The 19,708-nt window shown below is 39.1% G+C and carries 26 protein-coding genes and 2 tRNA genes; all 28 read left to right on the forward strand.

Features of this window, described 5'->3' with window-relative positions; all coding sequences use genetic code 11:
* The first annotated feature begins 1 nt into the window (after nucleotide 1).
* The 28 genes from secY to HYG87_RS09390 all read left to right on the forward strand — a co-directional run bounded on the left by secY (nucleotide 2) and on the right by HYG87_RS09390 (nucleotide 19,682).
* Nucleotides 2–1,345 carry a preprotein translocase subunit SecY gene (gene secY / locus HYG87_RS09255; RefSeq protein ID WP_211532884.1) on the forward strand — a complete coding sequence of 448 codons (1,344 nt, stop codon included), beginning with the start codon at nucleotides 2–4 and terminating at the stop codon, nucleotides 1,343–1,345.
* Between the two features lie 21 nt (nucleotides 1,346–1,366).
* A complete protein-coding gene (locus HYG87_RS09260) occupies nucleotides 1,367–1,930 on the forward strand; it encodes an adenylate kinase (RefSeq protein ID WP_211532885.1) in 564 nt (187 codons plus the stop codon).
* Nucleotides 1,931–2,021: 91 nt separating this feature from the next.
* Nucleotides 2,022–2,588, forward strand: a complete 567-nt coding sequence (locus tag HYG87_RS09265; RefSeq protein ID WP_211532886.1) for an EMC3/TMCO1 family protein — start codon at nucleotides 2,022–2,024, stop codon at nucleotides 2,586–2,588.
* 110 nt (nucleotides 2,589–2,698) lie between these two features.
* Entirely contained in the window at nucleotides 2,699–2,965 is a 267-nt protein-coding gene (locus HYG87_RS09270) for a 50S ribosomal protein L34e (protein ID WP_211532887.1), read from the forward strand.
* Complete coding sequence (gene cmk, locus HYG87_RS09275; protein WP_211534291.1) at nucleotides 2,965–3,483, forward strand: (d)CMP kinase; 519 nt, start codon at nucleotides 2,965–2,967, stop codon at nucleotides 3,481–3,483. The genes HYG87_RS09270 and cmk overlap by 1 nt, the downstream gene beginning before the upstream one ends.
* Nucleotides 3,484–3,711, forward strand: a complete 228-nt coding sequence (locus HYG87_RS09280; protein ID WP_211532888.1) for a 50S ribosomal protein L14e — start codon at nucleotides 3,484–3,486, stop codon at nucleotides 3,709–3,711. It abuts the gene before it with no gap.
* Between the two features lie 121 nt (nucleotides 3,712–3,832).
* On the forward strand, nucleotides 3,833–4,795 hold the full coding sequence (locus tag HYG87_RS09285; RefSeq protein WP_211532889.1) for an RNA-guided pseudouridylation complex pseudouridine synthase subunit Cbf5: 963 nt from the start codon (nucleotides 3,833–3,835) through the stop codon (nucleotides 4,793–4,795).
* A gap of 212 nt (nucleotides 4,796–5,007) precedes the next feature.
* Nucleotides 5,008–5,092, forward strand: a tRNA-Ser gene (locus tag HYG87_RS09290).
* 156 nt (nucleotides 5,093–5,248) lie between these two features.
* The gene (locus HYG87_RS09295) at nucleotides 5,249–5,704 is read left to right on the forward strand and encodes a 30S ribosomal protein S13 (RefSeq protein ID WP_211532890.1); all 456 of its coding nucleotides are present in this window, start codon (nucleotides 5,249–5,251) and stop codon (nucleotides 5,702–5,704) included.
* 31 nt (nucleotides 5,705–5,735) lie between these two features.
* Complete coding sequence (locus tag HYG87_RS09300; RefSeq protein ID WP_211532891.1) at nucleotides 5,736–6,269, forward strand: 30S ribosomal protein S4; 534 nt, start codon at nucleotides 5,736–5,738, stop codon at nucleotides 6,267–6,269.
* Between the two features lie 11 nt (nucleotides 6,270–6,280).
* Complete coding sequence (locus tag HYG87_RS09305; protein WP_211532892.1) at nucleotides 6,281–6,673, forward strand: 30S ribosomal protein S11; 393 nt, start codon at nucleotides 6,281–6,283, stop codon at nucleotides 6,671–6,673.
* Between the two features lies 1 nt (nucleotide 6,674).
* Complete coding sequence (locus HYG87_RS09310) at nucleotides 6,675–7,478, forward strand: DNA-directed RNA polymerase subunit D (RefSeq protein WP_211532893.1); 804 nt, start codon at nucleotides 6,675–6,677, stop codon at nucleotides 7,476–7,478.
* Between the two features lie 2 nt (nucleotides 7,479–7,480).
* Nucleotides 7,481–7,846 (forward strand): 50S ribosomal protein L18e, encoded by a 366-nt coding sequence (locus HYG87_RS09315; protein WP_211532894.1) that lies wholly within the window; start codon nucleotides 7,481–7,483, stop codon nucleotides 7,844–7,846.
* Between the two features lie 44 nt (nucleotides 7,847–7,890).
* The gene (locus tag HYG87_RS09320; protein WP_211532895.1) at nucleotides 7,891–8,313 is read left to right on the forward strand and encodes a 50S ribosomal protein L13; all 423 of its coding nucleotides are present in this window, start codon (nucleotides 7,891–7,893) and stop codon (nucleotides 8,311–8,313) included.
* Between the two features lie 49 nt (nucleotides 8,314–8,362).
* Nucleotides 8,363–8,764, forward strand: coding sequence for a 30S ribosomal protein S9 (locus HYG87_RS09325; RefSeq protein WP_211532896.1), 402 nt, complete (start codon nucleotides 8,363–8,365; stop codon nucleotides 8,762–8,764).
* A gap of 56 nt (nucleotides 8,765–8,820) precedes the next feature.
* Nucleotides 8,821–8,988, forward strand: a complete 168-nt coding sequence (locus HYG87_RS09330) for a DNA-directed RNA polymerase subunit N (protein ID WP_211532897.1) — start codon at nucleotides 8,821–8,823, stop codon at nucleotides 8,986–8,988.
* A tRNA-Gln gene (locus HYG87_RS09335) sits at nucleotides 8,988–9,167 on the forward strand. The genes HYG87_RS09330 and HYG87_RS09335 overlap by 1 nt, the downstream gene beginning before the upstream one ends.
* Before the next feature lie 67 nt (nucleotides 9,168–9,234).
* The gene (locus HYG87_RS09340) at nucleotides 9,235–9,408 is read left to right on the forward strand and encodes a DNA-directed RNA polymerase subunit K (RefSeq protein WP_211532898.1); all 174 of its coding nucleotides are present in this window, start codon (nucleotides 9,235–9,237) and stop codon (nucleotides 9,406–9,408) included.
* A gap of 29 nt (nucleotides 9,409–9,437) precedes the next feature.
* Nucleotides 9,438–10,688, forward strand: coding sequence for a phosphopyruvate hydratase (gene eno, locus HYG87_RS09345; protein ID WP_211532899.1), 1,251 nt, complete (start codon nucleotides 9,438–9,440; stop codon nucleotides 10,686–10,688).
* 78 nt (nucleotides 10,689–10,766) lie between these two features.
* The gene (locus tag HYG87_RS09350) at nucleotides 10,767–10,958 is read left to right on the forward strand and encodes a 4Fe-4S dicluster domain-containing protein (RefSeq protein WP_211532900.1); all 192 of its coding nucleotides are present in this window, start codon (nucleotides 10,767–10,769) and stop codon (nucleotides 10,956–10,958) included.
* Nucleotides 10,959–11,103: 145 nt separating this feature from the next.
* Nucleotides 11,104–11,700 carry a 30S ribosomal protein S2 gene (gene rpsB, locus HYG87_RS09355; protein WP_211532901.1) on the forward strand — a complete coding sequence of 199 codons (597 nt, stop codon included), beginning with the start codon at nucleotides 11,104–11,106 and terminating at the stop codon, nucleotides 11,698–11,700.
* A 62-nt stretch (nucleotides 11,701–11,762) separates the two neighbouring features.
* Nucleotides 11,763–12,602 (forward strand): AmmeMemoRadiSam system protein B, encoded by an 840-nt coding sequence (gene amrB, locus HYG87_RS09360; RefSeq protein WP_211532902.1) that lies wholly within the window; start codon nucleotides 11,763–11,765, stop codon nucleotides 12,600–12,602.
* Nucleotides 12,603–12,727: 125 nt separating this feature from the next.
* On the forward strand, nucleotides 12,728–13,693 hold the full coding sequence (gene mvk / locus HYG87_RS09365) for a mevalonate kinase (RefSeq protein WP_211532903.1): 966 nt from the start codon (nucleotides 12,728–12,730) through the stop codon (nucleotides 13,691–13,693).
* 14 nt (nucleotides 13,694–13,707) lie between these two features.
* On the forward strand, nucleotides 13,708–14,502 hold the full coding sequence (locus HYG87_RS09370; protein ID WP_211532904.1) for an isopentenyl phosphate kinase: 795 nt from the start codon (nucleotides 13,708–13,710) through the stop codon (nucleotides 14,500–14,502).
* An 84-nt stretch (nucleotides 14,503–14,586) separates the two neighbouring features.
* Nucleotides 14,587–15,639, forward strand: a complete 1,053-nt coding sequence (gene fni / locus HYG87_RS09375; protein ID WP_211532905.1) for a type 2 isopentenyl-diphosphate Delta-isomerase — start codon at nucleotides 14,587–14,589, stop codon at nucleotides 15,637–15,639.
* A 2-nt stretch (nucleotides 15,640–15,641) separates the two neighbouring features.
* Nucleotides 15,642–16,991, forward strand: coding sequence for an RNase J family beta-CASP ribonuclease (locus tag HYG87_RS09380; protein ID WP_211532906.1), 1,350 nt, complete (start codon nucleotides 15,642–15,644; stop codon nucleotides 16,989–16,991).
* The gene (gene idsA, locus HYG87_RS09385) at nucleotides 16,991–17,977 is read left to right on the forward strand and encodes a short chain isoprenyl diphosphate synthase IdsA (RefSeq protein ID WP_211532907.1); all 987 of its coding nucleotides are present in this window, start codon (nucleotides 16,991–16,993) and stop codon (nucleotides 17,975–17,977) included. Before HYG87_RS09380 ends, idsA begins: the two co-directional genes overlap by 1 nt.
* A gap of 31 nt (nucleotides 17,978–18,008) precedes the next feature.
* A complete protein-coding gene (locus HYG87_RS09390; protein ID WP_211532908.1) occupies nucleotides 18,009–19,682 on the forward strand; it encodes a glutamate--tRNA ligase in 1,674 nt (557 codons plus the stop codon).
* The last annotated feature ends 26 nt before the right edge of the window (nucleotides 19,683–19,708 follow it).

Raw genomic sequence — 19,708 nt, forward strand, 5'->3', positions numbered from 1 at the left:
ATTGATTGAGAAACTACAGCCTTTCTTTTCAATTCTGCCTCAGGTTAAATCACCTGAACACAGGATTGCATTTAAAGAAAAATTAAAATGGACCGCGGTTATACTGGTTTTATATTTTATCCTGGCTCAAATACCCTTATTTGGACTCAGTGAATTTGCAGTTGACCAGTTTGCATCTCTAAGAGCAGTTTTAGCAGGTAGCTTTGGTTCTATCCTTACCCTGGGAATAGGACCCATAGTGACTGCGTCCATTGTACTGCAGCTTCTGGTTGGAGGGAAAATAATAAAACTTGACCTCTCCAAACATGAAGATAAGGCTGTCTTTCAGGGAACTCAAAAACTCCTTGCCATTATATTTACCTTATTTGAGGCACTGGTTCTGGTTTTAACCGGGGCTATAGCTCCCCAATCCCCGGATTTTGTTTGGATAATTATACTGCAAATGACCATTGGAGGGATACTGGTAATCTTTCTGGATGAAGTTATTTCCAAGTGGGGATTCGGAAGTGGTGTGGGACTTTTCATTGCTGCCGGGGTTGCCCAGCAAATAATTGTCGGTAGTTTCAATATACTGCCTTCACCTACTACTCCGGGAATACCTGCGGGTAATATACCTGCTTTCATATACTCCCTTACTACAGGACAACCAACTTTCGATTTACTGATACCGGTTATAGCAGTTATAGGTGTATTTCTGGTGGTGGTTTATGCTGAAAGTATGCGGGTTGAAATTCCACTTTCTTATGGAGGGGTAAAGGGTGCCCGGGGTAAATACCCCCTTCGATTTATTTACGCCAGCAATATGCCGGTAATTCTGGCCAGTGCACTTCTTTTAAATGTTCAGCTCTTTGCCAATATATTTCAGAGATTAGGATTCCCTATTCTGGGAGAAATTTCTCAGGGACAGGCTATAAGTGGACTGGCATATTACCTGACCCCTCCTTTTGGGCTGGATGTGATTTTCACTGATCCCTTAAGAGTGGCCTTTTACGGGATTGTATTTACCGGTATGTGTGTTCTATTTGCTGTCCTATGGGTTGAAATCAGTGGTATTGGCCCTAAAAAAGTTGCCAAACAACTTCATGGGATGGGAATGCAGATGCCTGGTTTCAGGAGTAGCAGAGGACAATTTGAAAAGATATTAAAGAAATATATACCTGCTATCACCGTGTTAGGTGGAGCTTTTGTGGGGCTTTTAGCATTTGGAGCTGACCTTACAGGGGCTTTAGGTGGAGGTACTGGGGTGCTGCTTACCGTGGGTATTGTATATCGATTGTATGAAGAAATAGCCCAGGAACAGCTCATGGACATGCATCCTATGTTAAGGAAGTTTTTAGGAGATTAACTTACCGGGGGAGTGAATCAAATGAAAGTAGTTGTAGTTGCAGGAATACCTGGTTCAGGGAGTACCACTGTGTTAGAACATGCACTGGAAAATTTGAATTATGAACATGTAAATTATGGGGACGTAATGTTACAAATAGGGCAGGAAAAAGCCCTGGTAGAAGATAGAGATGATATGAGAACTCTTCTACCAGATGTTCAAAAGGGTATTCAAAAGGATGCGGCAAAAAGTATAAGAGAGAGGTCGAAGCAAACTAACATAATCGTGGACACCCACTGTACTATAAAAACACCTGCTGGTTTTTTACCTGGACTTCCCCAATGGGTTCTGGATGAACTACAACCTGACATGTTTGTGCTAATAGAAGCTGATCCAGATGAGATTTTAATTAGAAGAATAAGTGATACCACCCGAACCAGGGACCAGGAAAGATTAAAGGATATTGTTCTACATCAAGAAATGAATAGAGCAGCGGCTATGGCTTATGCTGTCCTTACTGGAGCCACGGTTAAGATTATTGAAAATCATAACGATCAGCTGGATAATGCAGTTATAGAAATTAGTGAAACATTAAAAATTGAATAAACTGGTTTAAAATTAATTATCTTCACAATATGATAACTAAAAAAATTTTAAATCTCTATTTGAGTATGCTATAATTTAAGAGGAAATAACCATGGTACTTGAAATAATATATGAGGCTTTAAACGTAATTTTAGGCCCATTGATTGCCATAGATCCTAACTCTCAAAACCCCATGTTTGCCATATTTGTAATATCCACTCTGGTGGCCTTCATTACAACTCTGGCCAATAAACTACTGGTCAATCAGGATAGGTTGCAATCTTTGAAAAAGGAAATGCAAGAATTCCAGCAGGAAATGAATAATGCCCGAAAATCAGGAGATGCTAAGGCCTTAGAAAAAATTCAAAAGCAACAGATGGAATTCATGGATAAGCAGAAGGAAATGATGACCATGTCCTTCAAGCCCATGATTGTTACTTTTCTCCCTATTATTCTGGTATTTTACTGGATGGCTCAAGAACCAAGCATATCTCAAACTGTGGTAATGCTGCCTCAAGTGGCCTACTACGTACTTCTGGTACCGCTCTGGCACACCTTTTATGTACCTGCTGCCACCACTCCTCCGGGAGCAATCGAATGGTTGGGATGGTATATTTTATGTTCCTTTGCCATGTCACAAGTATTCCGGAAGTTCATGGGCCTCAAAGGTGGAATGTAACTCATTAATTGATTGCGGAATTAAATGAAATGATAGTGTTTTCTTTTTAACATTATCATTGGCTGCTTTACTTTAGTAATCTTATAATTTAGATATTTAGGAGAGATACTATGACAAATTTAAGACACAGATCCAGATCATATAAGAGGACTTTCAAAAGGACTCCTGGAGGAAAAACGGTTTTACAATATAAAAAGAAAAAACCAGCTAAGCACATATGTGCTGAATGTAACAAACTTCTCCATGGTGTTCCTCGAGGTAGATCCTACCAGATAAGAAAATTATCCAAGACTAAAAAGAGACCTAACCGCCCTTATGGTGGATATCTCTGTTCTGAATGCGCCCGCAAACATTTCAAAAAAGAGGCCAGGTCCTGATGATTATTACCATCGGTGGACTGGCAGGTACGGGAACCACCACTGCCGCCAGATTATTATCTGAAAAACTTAAAATACCCTTTGTATCTGCCGGGGATATCTTCCGTCAGATGGCTGCAGAAAACGGTCAGGATATTTTAACTTTCAGTAAATTCGCCGAGAATAATATTGAAGTTGACCTGGAAATTGATAGAAGGCAGGCACAGATGGCAAAGGAAGCTGAAGACCTTATTGTTGAAGGAAGGTTGTCAGCCCATTTTGTTGATGCTGATCTAAAAGTATGGATGATTGCTCCTTTTGAGGTTAGAGCCCATAGAATTAGTGGGAGGGAATCTAAACCTGTAGAAGTAACCAAAAAAGAAATCAAAATACGTGAAGACAGCGAAGCTAGTAGATATCTGGATATACATCAGATTGATATTCATAACATGGAAATTTACGACTTAATCTTGAATACTAACAGTTTTCAAGCTGAAAAAGTTGCAGAAATTATATTTAAAGTTCAAGAGGTGATTTGATTGCCAGCAATAGAAGTAGGAAGAGTATGTGTTAAAATAGCCGGTAGAGAAGCCGGACAAAAATGTGTAATTGTTGACATTATTGATGAAAAATTCGTAGAAGTGGTTGGTACTTCTGTTAAAAACCGCAGATGTAATATTAATCATCTGGAACCATTAGAAAAAACTATGGAAATAAATTCTGAAGATCCAGAAGTTATTAAAAAAGAACTGGAAGCTTTAGAATAATTTCTCTTTTTTTAGCTATTCAAAAAAGAAATAATTTAATTCATTCTGTGATAGCAGGCCTTCGGGCCTTATACCTATCCTATGAATTTTTTAAAGAAAATATTATTATGCAGGTTATGGGATGGAAAATTTTCTAATTAAGGCTGAAAGTGAAACCAGTTCTCTTTATGGGTGCTGGCCTGATAAAAGGCCTATTGAAGAACACCTACGTCTGGGCGTCATTAATCTAGACAAGCCTTCTGGACCTACCTCCCATGAAGTGGATTCCTGGGTTCGTAGAATTTTACATGCTGATAAAACCGGTCATGGTGGAACCCTGGATCCCCGGGTTACTGGCATACTGCCTGTGGGAGTAGATAATGCTACCCGGGTAATCCAGTTACTCCTGGGGGCTCCCAAAGAATATGTTTGTTTAATGAGACTACATCATGAAGTTGATGAAGAGGATATAAGAAACATATTGGCTGAATTTCAGGGTAAAATATATCAAACTCCTCCTTTAAAATCTGCAGTAAAAAGAGAACTAAGAGTCAGGAATATTTATTACATAAATATCCTGGAGATACAGGACAAAGATGTTTTATTCATCATTGGATGTGAGGCAGGAACTTATATTCGTAAGTACTGCCATGATATTGGTGAAGCACTGGGCATTGGGGCCCATATGGCGGAACTACGCCGAACTAAAGCAGGCCCCTTTGTGGAGGATGAAACTTTAACCACCCTGCATGATCTCAATGATGCTTATCATTACTGGAAGGAGGATAATGATGAGTCCTTCCTTAGAAAATGCGTACTTCCCATGGAAGTAGCAGTTACCCATTTACCTAAAATAGTAATTCGTGATTCCGCAGTGGATGCTATATGCCATGGTGCAGACTTAGCAGCAGGGGGTATAGTTGGACTGGATGATAACATCAAAAAAGGTGATTTAATATCAGTTCAAACCCTTAAAGGTGAGCTGGTGGCTTCTGGTGAAAGTATGGATAATTCACTGGAAATATTACAATCTGAGAAAGGTATTATGGTAGATATAAAAAAGGTTTTTATGGAACCGGGAACATATCCTAGGATGTGGAAATAAAATCCGTGTTTTAAATTCAAGGACCAATATTAAAATATTATTTTGCATTATCCTGCAATATAATTAATATATCTCCTCTCTATACCAAAAACTAATATACTAAAAAAACTAAAATACTATTTTACTATAAATAACCATCTGATTTTGTACTTAAAAAGAGGGTAATTAGATAGTAAACTATAAAATAAGCTGACTATGCAATTGTTTCAATTGCCGGGATAGTCTAGCCTGGTAAGGCGCAAGACTGGAAATCTTGTGGAGCTTTGCTCCGCCTGGGTTCAAATCCCAGTCCCGGCGTTTATTGGTATTTTAAGCAAGTTTTGAAGCAAGCTTCAATTCTTGCCCCTATGACATATTTGCACGAATAAATGAAAAAACAGACACTAAAATAAGTGTCTTGAATTTGCTATAAATCCTGTTTTGGCAAATTCGCTCTAAATTGGAGGTTAATAAATGGAAGAAGATTTTAAGCATTTGGTGCGTATTGCCCGAAAAGATATAGATGGTAATAAACCACTTTTAAATGCTCTAACTACTATCAAAGGTATTGGAGAAGGTTTATCCAAGGCCATTGGCATTGCCATGGGTTTTGATCTTGAACAAAAAATTGGTTATATTTCTGACGAGGATATTTTAAAAATCGAAGAAGCTTTAAAAGATCCTAAAAAGTACGATATTCCTGACTGGATGTTGAACCGGCGTAATGATTATGAAACTGGTGTCACTGTACATTTAATTGAATCAGATCTGGCTATGACTCTCAGAGATGATTTAAATCGAATGAAAAAGACCCGAAGTTACAAGGGCAGGCGACATGAAGTAGGATTACCAGTAAGGGGACAAAGGACCAAGTCAACTTTCAGAAAAGGTAGTTCTGTAGGTGTAAGGAGAAGGAAGGGAAGACAATAACTTAGATTATCGACTATAAGGAGACATTATTATGGGACATCCAAGAAAATCAAGAAAGCAATACGATACTCCTCCTCACCCCTGGAATGCTGAAAGGATTAAGAACGAAAATAAACTGGTATCCAAATATGGTTTAAAATCCAAAAAAGAAGTTTGGAAAGCAGAGACCATGGTTAGAAGGTACCGTAGAGATGCCCGGCATTTACTGGGTGTGGCTACCGAACATACCCCCACAGAAAGAAAACAGCTTTTAGCACATTTAATCCGTCTGGGTATACTGGCTGAAAATTCTAAACTGGAAGATGTTTTGAATTTAACTGTGGAAGATGTTTTAAAAAGAAGGCTTCAAACGGTAGTCCATCAGAAAGGATTATCTCGAACAGCTAAAGAAGCTAGAATATTTGTGGTGCATGGTCACATTGCCATGGATGGTAAAAAGGTAACATCCCCCAGCTATATGGTTAAAAGAGGAGAAGAAGATATAATAGATTTCTATTTTTCATCCCCTGTGGCTAAACAATTTAAAACTGAAAAAACCGCAGCTGCTAAGGAAAGTTCAGATTAAGAGGAGATAAAATGGCGGAAAAAGAAAAATGGGGTATTGCTAATATTTACTCATCATTTAACAATACTATCATAACTATTACAGATATAACCGGAGCAGAAACCATAACTCAATGGTCTGGTGGAAAGGTAGTTCGTGCTGATAGGCAGGAATCATCTCCTTTTGCTGCTATGGAAGCGGCTACTCGTGCTGCTGATGATGCAAGGGAAAAAGGAATCGTAGGATTACATATTAAGGTACGTGCTCCTGGTGGAAACGGTCCCCGTACTCCAGGTCCAGGTGCTCAGGCCACCATCAGGGCTTTGGCCAGGGCAGGTATAAGGATTGGAAAAATAGAAGATGTAACTCCCATACCTCACGACGGGACTGGAAGGCCTGGAGGTAAGAGAGGAAGAAGGGTCTAATATGGAGATTGATGTCAAAAAAAAGCAAGAAAATGAACTCGTTTTCGTAATTCGAGATTCAGACCTGTCTTTTGCCAATGCTATTCGCCGGATCTGCATGATGGAAGTTCCTAAAATAGCAATAGAAGACGTGCATATGATTAAAAATGAATCTGCTATGTTCGATGAGGTTTTAGCTCATCGTCTTGGTTTGATTCCTTTATTTTCTGATTCTGAATCTGCTGAAGCTCTTTTGATACCTTCAGAATGTGATTGCGAGGACCAATGCCCTAAGTGCAGTGTATCTCTGGTACTACGAAAAAAAGGACCAGGGGTAGTTTACAGCAGGGACTTATCTTCAGAAGACTCAAAAATAAAACCAGTATACGATACTATACCTCTTCTAAAACTCATGGAGGATCAGGAAGTTGAACTGGAAGCCACTGCCCGACTAGGCGTTGGTATGGACCATGCTAAATGGGAACCAACCACGGCATGCGCTTACAAATACTATCCTCATATAACTATTGATGAAAATTGTGATCAGTGCCAGAAATGCGCAGATGCATGCCCTCGAGGTGTTCTGGAATTTGATGAAAAGGACAACCAGATAAAGGTGGTTGACCTGGAAAACTGTTCCATGTGTAAGAGTTGTGTGAGGGTTTGTGACCATAAGTACATTACTATAGGTCATAAAGATGGTGATTTCATTTTCACTATAGAAACAGACGGATCAATACCTCCGGAAGAGGTTTTAATCAAAGCTTGCGATGTTTTATCAAATAAAGCAGATAAAATTATAACGTTTTGTGAAGGAGGAAGCTAATAATGGTAAGAAAAATTACCAAAACTAATCCTAATATCATTGAATTAATAATAAATCTTAGGAAACAATCTAATCAAGAACAAGCGGCCATCTGGAAGGACTTGGCCAAACGATTAGAAAGGTCTAACCGCCGAAGAGCCCAGGTAAATTTATCTAAAATCAGTAGAAATTCCAGTGTAGATGAAACAATTTTAATACCTGGAAAAGTTCTGGGAAGCGGCAATCTGGATCATAAAGTACAGGTTGTAGCACTTGGATTTTCTAAAATGGCTCAAGAAAAAATTAAAGAGGCAGGCGGAGAATGCCTGGATATAGCTACCATACTGGAAGAAAATCCTAAGGGGAGCAATATTCGAATTATTGAATAAGTATCAGGAAAACAACCTGTTAAAAAAAGATAAGTGGTGTTTTTATGATTATAAATGGAGAAGGACACATCATGGGAAGGCTGGCCAGTGTGGTAAGTCAAAAACTCTTAGAAGGAGAGAAAGTGGTGGTTCTAAATGCTGAAAAGATAATGATCACCGGTTCCAAAGAGTGGACATACAATAAATACAAACAGAGAGTTGACCGGGCCAGTATTTCTAACCCTCGTGACATGGGTCCTAAATACCCTAGACGGCCAGATGATATATTTAGAAGAACTGTTAGAGGAATGCTTCCTTATAAAAAATCAAAAGGTAGAGAAGCTTTTAAAGGCTTCAAAGCATTTGTTGGAATCCCCCGAGAATTCAATGAAGTTGAACTTGATCAAATACCGGAAGCACAGTTTGAAAATATTAAAAAAGGCATAGAACTGGGAGAAATATCTAAACTTCTGGGAGCTAAATTTTAAATTAGCTATTTATGTTTAAAACGATTATATTAAGAAGGGAAGTGTATAGATGAAAAAAGTTGTTCATACTAGCGGAAAGAGAAAAACTGCTATTGCCCGGGGTACTGTGAAAGAGGGTAAAGGTAGAGTGCGGATAAATAAATGTCCGGTTGAACTTTACGACCCGGAAATAGCTCGCCTGAAAATAGCAGAACCTCTAACCTTAGCTGGAGACATTACCAATGACCTGGATATTGATGTAAAAGTCATTGGCGGCGGAGTAATGGGCCAGGCAGAAGCTGCCCGTATGGTCATTGCTAAAGGATTGGTACAGTGGACCAGTGACATGGATTTGAAGGAAAAGTTTGTTCAGTACGACAGAACCATGCTGGTTGGAGATCCTCGAAGATCCGAACCTAAAAAGTACGGTGGAAGAGGAGCTAGAGCTAGAAAACAGAAAAGTTATCGATAAGTCGATAACCTTATATTCTTTTATATTTATAAAAAAATAAGAATCGTTGATTTATTATGATTCCTGTAAGATGTATAAGCTGCGGCAAAGTGGTATCTGCATATTTCGATGAATACCAGAATAGAACTGCAGAGGGAGAAGACCCTAAGGTAGTTTTAGATGATTTAGGAGTAAATCGATATTGTTGCAGAAGAATGTTGATTTCTCATGTAGAAACATGGTAGGGACCGTAGGGTAGCTTGGTCCATCCTCCCAGCCATTGAATTAAATATCTAAAGAATATTACAGGCCTTGCAAGTAGCGGGGATTAAAACTGGTATGATTCTAGGCCATTTATTCAACTGGATCGGGGATGGTCAACACCGGAACGCTGGAGACCCGAGTTCAAATCTCGGCGGTCCCATTACTTTAATTTAATAATTATCATCATACTGTAATTAGAAAATATAATTTTTTGGGGATGAGATGATATGGCATCAAGTAAATTAACCCGTTTTGAAAAGGCCAGAATTATAGGCGCAAGAGCTCTTCAGCTTTCTATGGGAGCAACACCATTAGTTGATGTTCCAAATTCTCTTGATCCTATTGATATAGCTACATTAGAACTTAAGAAGAAAGTTATCCCTCTAGATATTAGAAAATAACCATTATTTTTGCCTAAAGAGGTGTTTTTGTGGATAGCGTTATTGAAGACGTCCGTGTAAGGAAGATTTTAGATAGTAGAGGAAACCCTACACTGGAAGTAGATGTTATAACTTGGAATGGATTTGGAAGAGCTGCTGCTCCTAGTGGAGCCAGTACCGGATCTCGCGAAGTTGTAGCCTTTCCTGAAGGTGGGGTAGATAAGATTATTGGCGAAGTAGAGGATGTTATATCCTCGGAACTAATAGGTATGGATGCAGAGGACCTGCAGGATATTGACCTGGTACTTAAGGAAATTGATGGTACTGAAAATCTTTCAGCCATTGGTGGAAATACCACTGTAGCAGTTTCTATGGCTGTGGCTAAGGCGGCAGCAGCTTCCTATAATATGCCGTTATATAAATTTTTAGGCGGCAGTATGCGTACTGAAATACCATATCCTCTGGGTAATATGATTAATGGAGGGGCACATGCAGGAAAACATGCTCCTGATATCCAGGAGTTTTTGGTGGTTCCAGCTGGTGCTAGTAACATCACCGAAGCAGTTTTTGCCAATTCAAATGTTCATAAAAAGATTAAAGAATTCATCCAGTTAAAAGATAAAACCTTCACGGGTGGTAAAGGTGATGAAGGAGGATGGGCACCCAATCTTTCCAATTACGATGCATTAGAAATCCAATCTAAAGCATGTGAAGAAGTTGGAGATGAAATGGGTATAGAAATTCGACCTTCCCTGGATATGGCTGCCAGTGAAATGTGGGACTCTTCCCAGGAAAAGTATTTATACTCCCAGGAGAACATAGCCCGTGATACAGCCGAACAGATAGAATTTGTTAAAGAAATAATTGAAAACTATAACATGTTCTATGTGGAAGACCCTCTACATGAAGGTGATTTCCAGGGATTTTCAGAGCTGACTTCCAAAATTGGCCATAAATGCCTGATATGTGGTGATGATATCTTTGTAACCAACAAAGAAATACTAAAAGAAGGCATTGATGCGAAAGCTGGAAATTCCATTATCATCAAACCTAATCAGATTGGTACACTTACCGATACATATGAAACGGTTAAACTGGCCCGAGAAAATCAATATGTCCCTGTGGTATCCCATAGATCTGGAGAGACAACTGATGAAACTATAGCCCATCTTGCAGTGGCATTTTCTGCTCCTTTAATTAAAACTGGAGCTTTAGGTGGGGAGAGAATAGCCAAACTCAATGAACTGATACGTATAGAAGAAGAAGTTGCTAATCCACAAATGGCTTCTTTGAATAAATAAACTAAAAAAAAATTAACAAACTATCCTTTTTAAATTTATGTTGCTGGTTTATTTATAATACTTATAAAGGAGATATAAATGGTAAAAATAGTCATTGATTATGAAAAATGTGATGGAGCAGACTGTGGTGAATGTGTGGATGTCTGCCCCATGGAAGTCCTCATAATTGAAGGGGACAAAATTGTAATTCAAAATCTAGAAGAATGCAGCTTATGTGAGGTCTGCATGGATGTCTGCCCTAAAGAGGCTATAGATGTAGATGAAGATTAAGCTTTTTCCATTCTTAATTTAAACTAATTTAGTTAAGGAATATTTACTCCTTAATAAAAAAAAATAAAATAATATTTAATCAGTACTCGTGTCTAAGCTATTTAGATTAAACAAGAGGCGACAATATATAAAATGAGGTGATAAGTTGTCAGAACTTTTAATTCCACTCGACAAGTATTTAGCAGCAGGTTTGCACATTGGAACTCAACAGAAAACTAGTGATATGGAAAGATATATTTACCGGGTCAGATCCGATGGTTTGTATGTTTTAGATGTAAGAAAAACTAATGATAGAATTATGGATGCTGCCAAATTCCTGGCAAAATATGATACTGATGATATACTGGCGGTTTCTACCCGACAATACGGCCAAGCACCGGTAAGAAAATTTGGTGAAGTAACTGGTACTAAAACCATACCTGGAAGATTTATTCCTGGAACTCTGACCAATCCTAACTATGCCAAGTTCATAGAACCTAAGGTGCTTTTAATTACTGATCCTAGATCTGATTCCCAGGCAATTATTGAAGCCAATCAAATTGGAATACCGGTAGTTGCTCTTTGTGATACTGAAAATTTACTGGGCAATGTTGATCTGGTAATTCCCGTCAATAACAAGGGTAGAAAGGCCATTGCTCTGGTATACTGGCTACTCGCCCAGCAGCTACTCCGTGAAAAAGGAATCCTTAAAGAAGATGAAGAACTGGATATCCCTGCTACTGAATTTGAATTGAAAATTTAATACGGCTTAAAAGATATAAATTAACACATAAACTGAATTTATATTATTAAGGTCGTGAGTGTATGATAAGAAAACCTGCCGTTGCAGGACTTTTCTATGAGAGCAATCCTGCATCTCTAAAAAAAAGGATTAAATGGTGCTTCCAGCATACTCTGGGTCCGGGAAAGATACCGGTAAAGGGCCATAAACATAACATAATGGGTATGGTTGTCCCTCATGCGGGCTATGTCTATTCCGGACCAGTGGCAGCCCATGCCTATTATCAACTAGTAGAAGACGGATACCCGGACACTTTTGTTATTTTATGTCCCAACCATACTGGAATGGGCTCCGGGGTTTCTACCATGGTTAAAGGTGAATGGGAAACACCCCTGGGCTTGGTAGAAATTGATCAGGAACTGGCCAGTCTCATGGTTTCTAAATCCAGTATCATTGATACCAATCCTCAGGCACACTCTCAGGAACATAGCTGTGAAGTCCATTTACCATTTTTACAGTACTTTGAATCAGATTTTAAAATAGTTCCAGTATCCATGTGGATGCAGGATGAAGAAACATCTCTAGAAATTGGAGAATCCATTGCCACTGCTGCTCAGGAGCTAAAAAGAAATATAGTCATCATAGCCAGCACGGACTTTACCCATTATCAGCCTCAAAAAATAGCAGCACATAATGATCATCTACTTTTAGAAGCTATTGCCCGGCTAGATGAAAGCCAGATGTATGCTTTAATTCGTCAGCACAATATCAGCATGTGTGGCTATGGTCCGGTGGCTGCTACCAGCATAGCCTCTAAAATATTAGGTGCCAGGAGCGCTGAAATCTTAAAGTATGCTACCAGCGGAGATATTACCGGAGATCATAGTTCTGTGGTGGGTTATGGTTCCCTATTATTTAAATGAATTTATATCATGATTTATTTTACTATTAGGGAAATATGAGTTACAAATTTACTAAGCACTTATTAATAAGATGTTATAATCATCATTAAATTATTTTAAGCCACAGAAGGCTAAAAGGTGAACATATGGAATCCAAGGCATCTGCACCAGGTAAAGCAATTCTTTTTGGGGAACACGCAGTTGTTTTTGGACAGCCTGCCCTGGCCTTTGCAGTTGATAAAAGAGCATATGTCTCTCTTAAAAAAAGCTCTGGGAAAAAATCTACCATTAAATCTACAGATTTAAATTTTGAAGCTAGTTTTGATTTATCCCGAGGTATAGATATTCTTAAAAATCAAAAAAAAGGGATTGTCAATTATATATTAGGGGCCCTGTCTCTGGGCCATGATGGATCCCCTCTGGAAATTGAACTCAGCATGGAAATGCCTGTAGGTGCGGGGATGGGTTCTTCAGCTGCTGTAACTGTTGCCACACTTGCAGCAGCATATAATTTACATCATAAAAATATTGATATTTCTAATTTAGCTAAAAAAGCCCATGAAGTTGAATTAATGGTTCAGGGTGCAGCCAGCCCACTGGATACAGCAGTTAGTACTAATGGTGGTCTGGTTTATTTAGATGAAAATTCAGAAATTTCCTCCCATCAAGCCTATCTGGATAATTCTCTAATACTGGGTTACACTTCTTACCGGGGCAATACTGGTGAAATGGTGGATTCTGTTAGAAAAAGAAGAGAAAGATTCCCTCAAATAATGGATCCGGTTATTGAATCAGTGGGGAACATTACCCGCCAGGCCCTAAAATTACTATCACAGGATAATCTGGATAAAGAATACCTGGGGGAATTAATGAATATAAATCAGGGATTATTGGATTCTATGGGAGTAAACACTCCTGAACTCTCCCGGATGATTTTTAATGCACGTAAATATGGTGCATTAGGTTCTAAAATTACAGGTGCAGGGGGCGGGGGAAGTATTATTGCCTTTTGCCCGGGTAAACTAGAGGAAGTACTTCATATCCTTCAAAAAACAGATAGTGCAATTAATGCAGATTTTTCAAAAGAAGGAGTTTTAATTCACCATAAATAAATAAAGGTGCCTTTATGATAATATTAAAGTTAGGCGGAAGCATAATTACTGATAAGGCTGCAAAAGAACCTACTGTAAATCATAATCATTTAAACAGGATTGCCAGAGAAATTAAAAATTCAAATACATCTGATTTGATTATTGTACATGGGGCAGGATCATATGGTCATCCTTTTGCCAAAGAATACTCCATTGGAAAACCATTTTCTTCTGACGAAGACTTTCAGAAAAAAAGAATGGGATTTGCTATTACCCAGTCCTGGGTGAAAAAACTTAATTCTATTGTATGTGATGCTTTAAGAAAGCACGGTGTACCTGCTATTTCTATTCAACCTTCTTCTTTTATCACCACGGAAAATAAACGAATAAATAAAGCAGATATCAGTATTGTAGATAGTTATCTAAAAAAAGGCTTTGTACCGGTGATCTATGGGGATGTGGTTTTAGATGAGGATCCCTCTATCCAAATGGCGGTGGTTTCAGGGGACCAGATTATTTCTTATCTGGCGAAAAATCTTCTTCCAGAAAGGGTGATTTTGGGAACTGATGTTGATGGGGTATTCAATAAAAATCCGAAATTAAATAAAGATCCCCGGATAATTGAAACCCTTTCTTCCCTTCAGGAACTGGATTCTGTTGATTCAACCACCACGGTGGATGTAACTGGCGGAATGATAGGTAAACTTGAAGAATTATTAAAACTGGCCCAACTTGGAATTGAATCAGAAATTATCAATGCAGGGTGCAATAACTTGATTGAAGAAGCCCTTAAGGGCAAAAAAGTACCAGGCACAGTTATTAAAAAATAAAAGTATAGTTTTTATCTAAATTAGTGGAATTTTCATCTAAAAATTCCATCTAAAATAATTATTAAATCATTAAAGGGCGTTAACATGATTTCCAATCGAAAATTAGAACATTTACTGCTATGTGCACATTGTGATGTTCAGTATAAGAACAAAACCACCGGTTTTGAGGATGTAGAACTTATTCACAGAGCTTTAGGTGAAGTAAATAAGAAAGAAATCGATATATCTGCTGAAATTTTAGGAAAGGAACTCCAATCACCCATAATTCTATCTGCAATTACCGGGGGCCATCCTGCTGCTCTGGCCATTAACCGGGAATTAGCCCGTGCTGCAGAAAAAATGGGAATTGGCATGGGTGTGGGAAGCCAGAGGGCGGCGGTTGAAAATCCAGAACTCTCCTCCACCTATACCATAGCCCGGGAAGAAGCACCTTCTGCCCTTTTAATAGGGAATATTGGTGCTCCTCAAATAGAATATGCACCGCAAGCAGTGGAAATGATTGATGCTGATGCCCTGGCGGTTCATTTAAATCCATTACAGGAATCCATACAACCAGAAGGGGATCTTGATGCAAGGGGTTATGCTAAATCTATTGGTGAAATTGTAAAAACCGTGGATGTGCCGGTGGTTGTTAAAGAAACAGGAACTGGCATTTCACAAGAAGATGCTTTAATCCTGGAAGGTAAAGGCATTGATGCTATTGATGTAGCAGGTTCAGGAGGAACCAGCTGGGCAGCAGTGGAAACCTACCGGGCAGATGATAGTTATCTGGGAGAACTTTACTGGGATTGGGGTATACCTACTGCCATAAGCACGGTTGAAGTATGCCAATCAGTCAATATTCAGGTTATATCCTCTGGGGGAATAAGAAGCGGTCTTGATGCTGCTAAAGCTATAGCCTTAGGTGCAGACGGAGTTGGAATTGCCCTGCCTGTTTTAAAAGAAGCATATATGGGATATAAAGAAGTAATTAAAGTCATTGAACGGTTTCAGGAATCTTTAAAGTCAGCCATGTTCCTGGTGGGAGCTTCCAATTTAGAGGAACTTCAAAACTCAAGTTTAGTTATTCGGGGAAAAACAAGAGAATGGCTCAAGGAAAGAGGATTCCATACTGAAGACTATGCCCGGAGGCTATAATTTTGAGTGTGGAAGTTATTGCCATGGGGGGATATGAGGAAGTTGGAAAAAACATGTCTGCGGTTCGGGTAGGTGATGAGGTTATCATATTCGATATGGGCATTCACCTGGATAGATTACATATCCATGAGGATACTGATATTTCAAGAATGCATAGCCTGGATTTAATTGAGAAGGGCATTATACCGGATGACACCCTTATGAAAGACGTGGATGGTAAGGTAAGGGCTATTGTATTTACCCATGGGCATCTGGATCATATAGGTGCGGTGGCTAAATTGGCTCATAGGTATGGGGCCCCTATTATTGCCACACCCTATACCATGGCTCTTATTGAAAGTACCATAAAAGGAGAAAAAAAATTTAAGGTTTCTAATCCTCTCCAATCACTCAAACCGGGAGAAAAATGTCAGATATCTCCTGATATAACTCTGGAATTTATTAACTCTACTCATAGTATTCCTCATGCGGTGATTGCTGCTTTACATACTTCTGAGGGAATAATAGTTTATGCCCTTGACTTTAAATTTGATAATCATCAGAAGATTTCTCCTCCCCCGGACTATAAAAGATTGAAGCAACTGGGTAAAAAAGGAGTCCTGGCCCTTATTGTAGAAACCACCCGGGCAACAGAAAAAGAGGAAGTTAAAACCCATTCTGAAAAGGTGGCCAAGATAGTACTGGAAGATGTTATGAAAGGCCCGCTACAGGAAAAGGAAGGAATGATTATAACCACTTTTTCTTCTCATATTGAACGTATTCAGGCCATAAGTGACATAGCTAAATACAGCGACCGTAAATTAATGCTTCTGGGTCGTTCTATGGAACGATATTGTAGTCTGGCCGAATCCATGGGGATTTTGAAACTTCCAAAAAATGCAGGTATGTATGGCAGCCCTAAATCAGTCAATAAGGCACTCTCCCGAGCAGAAGATAAGAGGGAAGAATACCTGCTGGTTACTACTGGCCATCAAGGTGAAGTGGATGCTCTTTTACCTAGAATAGCCAATGCTAAAACTCAATTTAATATTCAAAGAGGTGATAATGTGATAATATCAGCACCAATTATTCCCAGCCCGGTAAATTTCGCTAACCGGAATCTGATGGAGAGGAGAATGGTCTCCAGTGGAGCCCGGATATATGCTAATGCCCATGTCTCAGGGCATGCTGGTATAGAAGACCATAGAGACTTTATAAGAATGCTTAAGCCCATGCATATCATACCTGCCCATGGTGACTTGAATATGCTGGGGGCATATGCCGAACTGGCAGAAGAAGAAGGATATAAACTGGGTAATGATGTTCATGTTTTAAGAAATGGCCAGGCTCAAGTGTTTAATGGAGGGGTTTGATGGAAGTTATGGAAATTTTAAAAAAATATTCAGAAAGTATAGACCATGAAATTGAGGAAGCACTATCTACTATAACTCCTCTTAACCTTTATGAGTCTTCAAATCATCTTATTAAGGCAGGCGGGAAAAAAATAAGGCCTGCTCTGGCGGTACTTACTTGTGAAGTTGTAGGGGGAAAAGCAGAATATGCTCTTAAAACTGCTGCTGCTATAGAACTTATACATACTTTTTCACTTATCCATGATGATATCATGGATAAAGATGATATGAGGCGGGGTAAATCCTCGGTTCATGTTTTATGGGGGGAACCTATGGCCATCCTGGCGGGAGACACCCTTTTTTCCAAGGCTTTTGAAACAGTTATAAGGACCCGTATAGATGACTCATCCTATAAAAGAGTCATAAAAGCTTTAGATACGGTGGTTGATTCTTGTATTAAAATCTGCGAAGGTCAGGCCTGCGACATGAGCTTTGAAGGAAAATTTGAGGTAAGTGAAGCAGAATACATGAATATGATTTATAAAAAAACCGCGGCCCTTATTGCTGCTGCCACTAAAGGAGGGGCCATAATTGGCGGGGGAAACCCGGAAGAAGTAGCTGCATTGGAAGAGTATGGTAAACTAATTGGACTGGCCTTCCAGATCCAGGATGATTATCTGGATGTGGTAAGTGACGAGGAATCCCTGGGAAAACCAGTGGGAAGTGATATTGTTGAGGGTAAAATGACTTTAATGGTGGTTAAAGCCCTGGAAAAAGCTTCTCCTGAGGATAAAGAAAAACTAATCTCCATCCTTAAGGAAAATAATCCTGATGGAGTAGGTGAAGCAATAGCTATCTTTGAGAAATATGGCTCCTTGCAATATACTCATAAAGTTGCTCTGGATAACGTGAGAAAAGCTAAAGAACTACTCGATATCTTTGAAGACTCTGAAGCTAAAGATGCTTTAATTTTACTGGCAGATTATGTCCTGGAAAGACAAAATTAGATCATTATTTTCTATAATCAGGTGATTTTATATGAGCAACATGGAAAGGGTGGTATACCAACACGCCCTTATAAATGCAATTAAACATAAGGGAAAAGCCAACCAGGGTGCAGTAATAGGATCCATAATGAGTTCCCAGCCAGATTTAAGAAAAGAGGCTAAAGAAATTGCAAAAATTACCCGAACCATTTTAGATAAAGTTAATGCTATGGATCTAAAACAACAAACACTGGAACTGGAAAAAATTGGGGGTAAAATTGAAGAAAAAAAGAAGGTTGAACAAAAAGGACTCATTAACCTTCCCCAACCACACCGGGGTGTCGTTTTAAGGTTTGCACCTAACCCCAGTGGCCCATTACATATAGGACATGCCCGGGCAGCGGTATTAAATAGTGAATATGTGGATAGATACCAGGGAAAACTAATTTTAAGGATAGAAGATACTGATCCCCGCCGGGTTGATCCAGATGCTTACCAGATGATAAGTGAAGATTTAAGTTGGCTAGGGGTCGAATATCAAGAAACATTCATTCAGAGTGATAGGATCCCCATATATTATGACTATGCCGAAAAACTCATAAATAAAGGGGCCGCTTATATGTGTAATTGTCCCGGGGGAGAATTTAAGAAATTAAAAGACAATTCCCTACCCTGCCCCTGTCGGGATTTAACTGTGGATGAGAATTTAATTAAATGGGCTCAAATGGAGAATATGGCTGAAGGTGAAGCTGTATTAAGAGTAAAAACAGATATTGCTCATAAAAATCCAGCCATAAGAGATTGGGTGGCCATGAGGGTGGTGGAAGAAGATCACCCCCGTACCGGAACTCGCTATAAAATTTATCCTATGATGAACTTCTCGGTGGCGGTGGATGATCATTTAATGGGCGTAACCCATGTTTTAAGGGGTAAAGACCACCTGGCCAATTCTGAAAAACAAAAATATCTCTATGACCACATGGGATGGGAAGTACCGGCTTTTATACATTATGGAAGACTTAAAATGGATGATGTGGCCTTAAGTACATCTAAAGCCAGACAGGGAATAGAAGAGGGTAAATACAGTGGCTGGGATGATCCCCGGCTGGGTACCATCCGGGCCATAGCCCGAAGGGGTATAAATCCCCAGGCTATACATGAATTGATGCAAGAAATTGGGGTTAAGATATCAGATTCTATAATCAGCTGGAAAAAGATTTATGGACTCAACCGTAATATTCTGGAGGAAAAATCCAACCGTTACTTCTTTGTAGGAGATGCACAGGAAGTACAAATTAAAAATGTACCTGAAGAAGTCTTAGGAGTAGTAGAAAGACCACTGCACCCTGATTTTTTAAAAAGAGGGTACCGAAAAATCCCCTTCACGGGAAATGTTTATCTTAATGCCGATGACTTAGAACAAGATCAAATACTACGGTTAATGGATGCGGTAAATGTGGAGGTTAGAAATGGTAAAGTGGATTATCACAGCCACACCTTCGAGGAAGCTCGAGCTTTGAAGGCCCAAATTGTACAATGGGTGCCTTCTGATAGTAATATCTCCACTGAAGTGGTAATGCCCGATGCCAGCATCATAAAAGGATGGGTTGAACCGGATTGTGATAAATTAACTAAAGGCGATGTTATTCAAATGGAACGATTTGGATTTGCCCGACTTGATAAGATACTTAATGATAAATTAATATTCTATTATGCCCACCCCTGATTAATTAAATGTAAAATATAGAAGGT

The organism is Methanobacterium alkalithermotolerans (assembly GCF_018141185.1).
Lineage (GTDB): Archaea > Methanobacteriota > Methanobacteria > Methanobacteriales > Methanobacteriaceae > Methanobacterium_F > Methanobacterium_F alkalithermotolerans.

Excerpts from the sequence above, each read along its gene's own strand:
- HYG87_RS09300 (WP_211532891.1), top strand. The coding sequence starts at position 5,736 with ATGGGACATCCAAGAAAATCAAGAAAGCAATACGATACTCCTCCTCAC.
- HYG87_RS09320 (WP_211532895.1), top strand. The coding sequence starts at position 7,891 with ATGATTATAAATGGAGAAGGACACATCATGGGAAGGCTGGCCAGTGTG.
- HYG87_RS09310 (WP_211532893.1), top strand. The coding sequence starts at position 6,675 with ATGGAGATTGATGTCAAAAAAAAGCAAGAAAATGAACTCGTTTTCGTA.
- HYG87_RS09295 (WP_211532890.1), top strand. The coding sequence starts at position 5,249 with ATGGAAGAAGATTTTAAGCATTTGGTGCGTATTGCCCGAAAAGATATA.
- HYG87_RS09340 (WP_211532898.1), top strand. The coding sequence starts at position 9,235 with ATGGCATCAAGTAAATTAACCCGTTTTGAAAAGGCCAGAATTATAGGC.
- HYG87_RS09350 (WP_211532900.1), top strand. The coding sequence starts at position 10,767 with ATGGTAAAAATAGTCATTGATTATGAAAAATGTGATGGAGCAGACTGT.
- HYG87_RS09370 (WP_211532904.1), top strand. The coding sequence starts at position 13,708 with ATGATAATATTAAAGTTAGGCGGAAGCATAATTACTGATAAGGCTGCA.
- HYG87_RS09315 (WP_211532894.1), top strand. The coding sequence starts at position 7,481 with ATGGTAAGAAAAATTACCAAAACTAATCCTAATATCATTGAATTAATA.
- HYG87_RS09305 (WP_211532892.1), top strand. The coding sequence starts at position 6,281 with ATGGCGGAAAAAGAAAAATGGGGTATTGCTAATATTTACTCATCATTT.
- HYG87_RS09390 (WP_211532908.1), top strand. The coding sequence starts at position 18,009 with ATGAGCAACATGGAAAGGGTGGTATACCAACACGCCCTTATAAATGCA.
- HYG87_RS09325 (WP_211532896.1), top strand. The coding sequence starts at position 8,363 with ATGAAAAAAGTTGTTCATACTAGCGGAAAGAGAAAAACTGCTATTGCC.
- fni (WP_211532905.1), top strand. The coding sequence starts at position 14,587 with ATGATTTCCAATCGAAAATTAGAACATTTACTGCTATGTGCACATTGT.
- HYG87_RS09265 (WP_211532886.1), top strand. The coding sequence starts at position 2,022 with ATGGTACTTGAAATAATATATGAGGCTTTAAACGTAATTTTAGGCCCA.
- HYG87_RS09330 (WP_211532897.1), top strand. The coding sequence starts at position 8,821 with ATGATTCCTGTAAGATGTATAAGCTGCGGCAAAGTGGTATCTGCATAT.
- HYG87_RS09260 (WP_211532885.1), top strand. The coding sequence starts at position 1,367 with ATGAAAGTAGTTGTAGTTGCAGGAATACCTGGTTCAGGGAGTACCACT.
- cmk (WP_211534291.1), top strand. The coding sequence starts at position 2,965 with ATGATTATTACCATCGGTGGACTGGCAGGTACGGGAACCACCACTGCC.
- HYG87_RS09285 (WP_211532889.1), top strand. The coding sequence starts at position 3,833 with ATGGAAAATTTTCTAATTAAGGCTGAAAGTGAAACCAGTTCTCTTTAT.
- idsA (WP_211532907.1), top strand. The coding sequence starts at position 16,991 with ATGGAAGTTATGGAAATTTTAAAAAAATATTCAGAAAGTATAGACCAT.
- HYG87_RS09270 (WP_211532887.1), top strand. The coding sequence starts at position 2,699 with ATGACAAATTTAAGACACAGATCCAGATCATATAAGAGGACTTTCAAA.
- amrB (WP_211532902.1), top strand. The coding sequence starts at position 11,763 with ATGATAAGAAAACCTGCCGTTGCAGGACTTTTCTATGAGAGCAATCCT.
- mvk (WP_211532903.1), top strand. The coding sequence starts at position 12,728 with ATGGAATCCAAGGCATCTGCACCAGGTAAAGCAATTCTTTTTGGGGAA.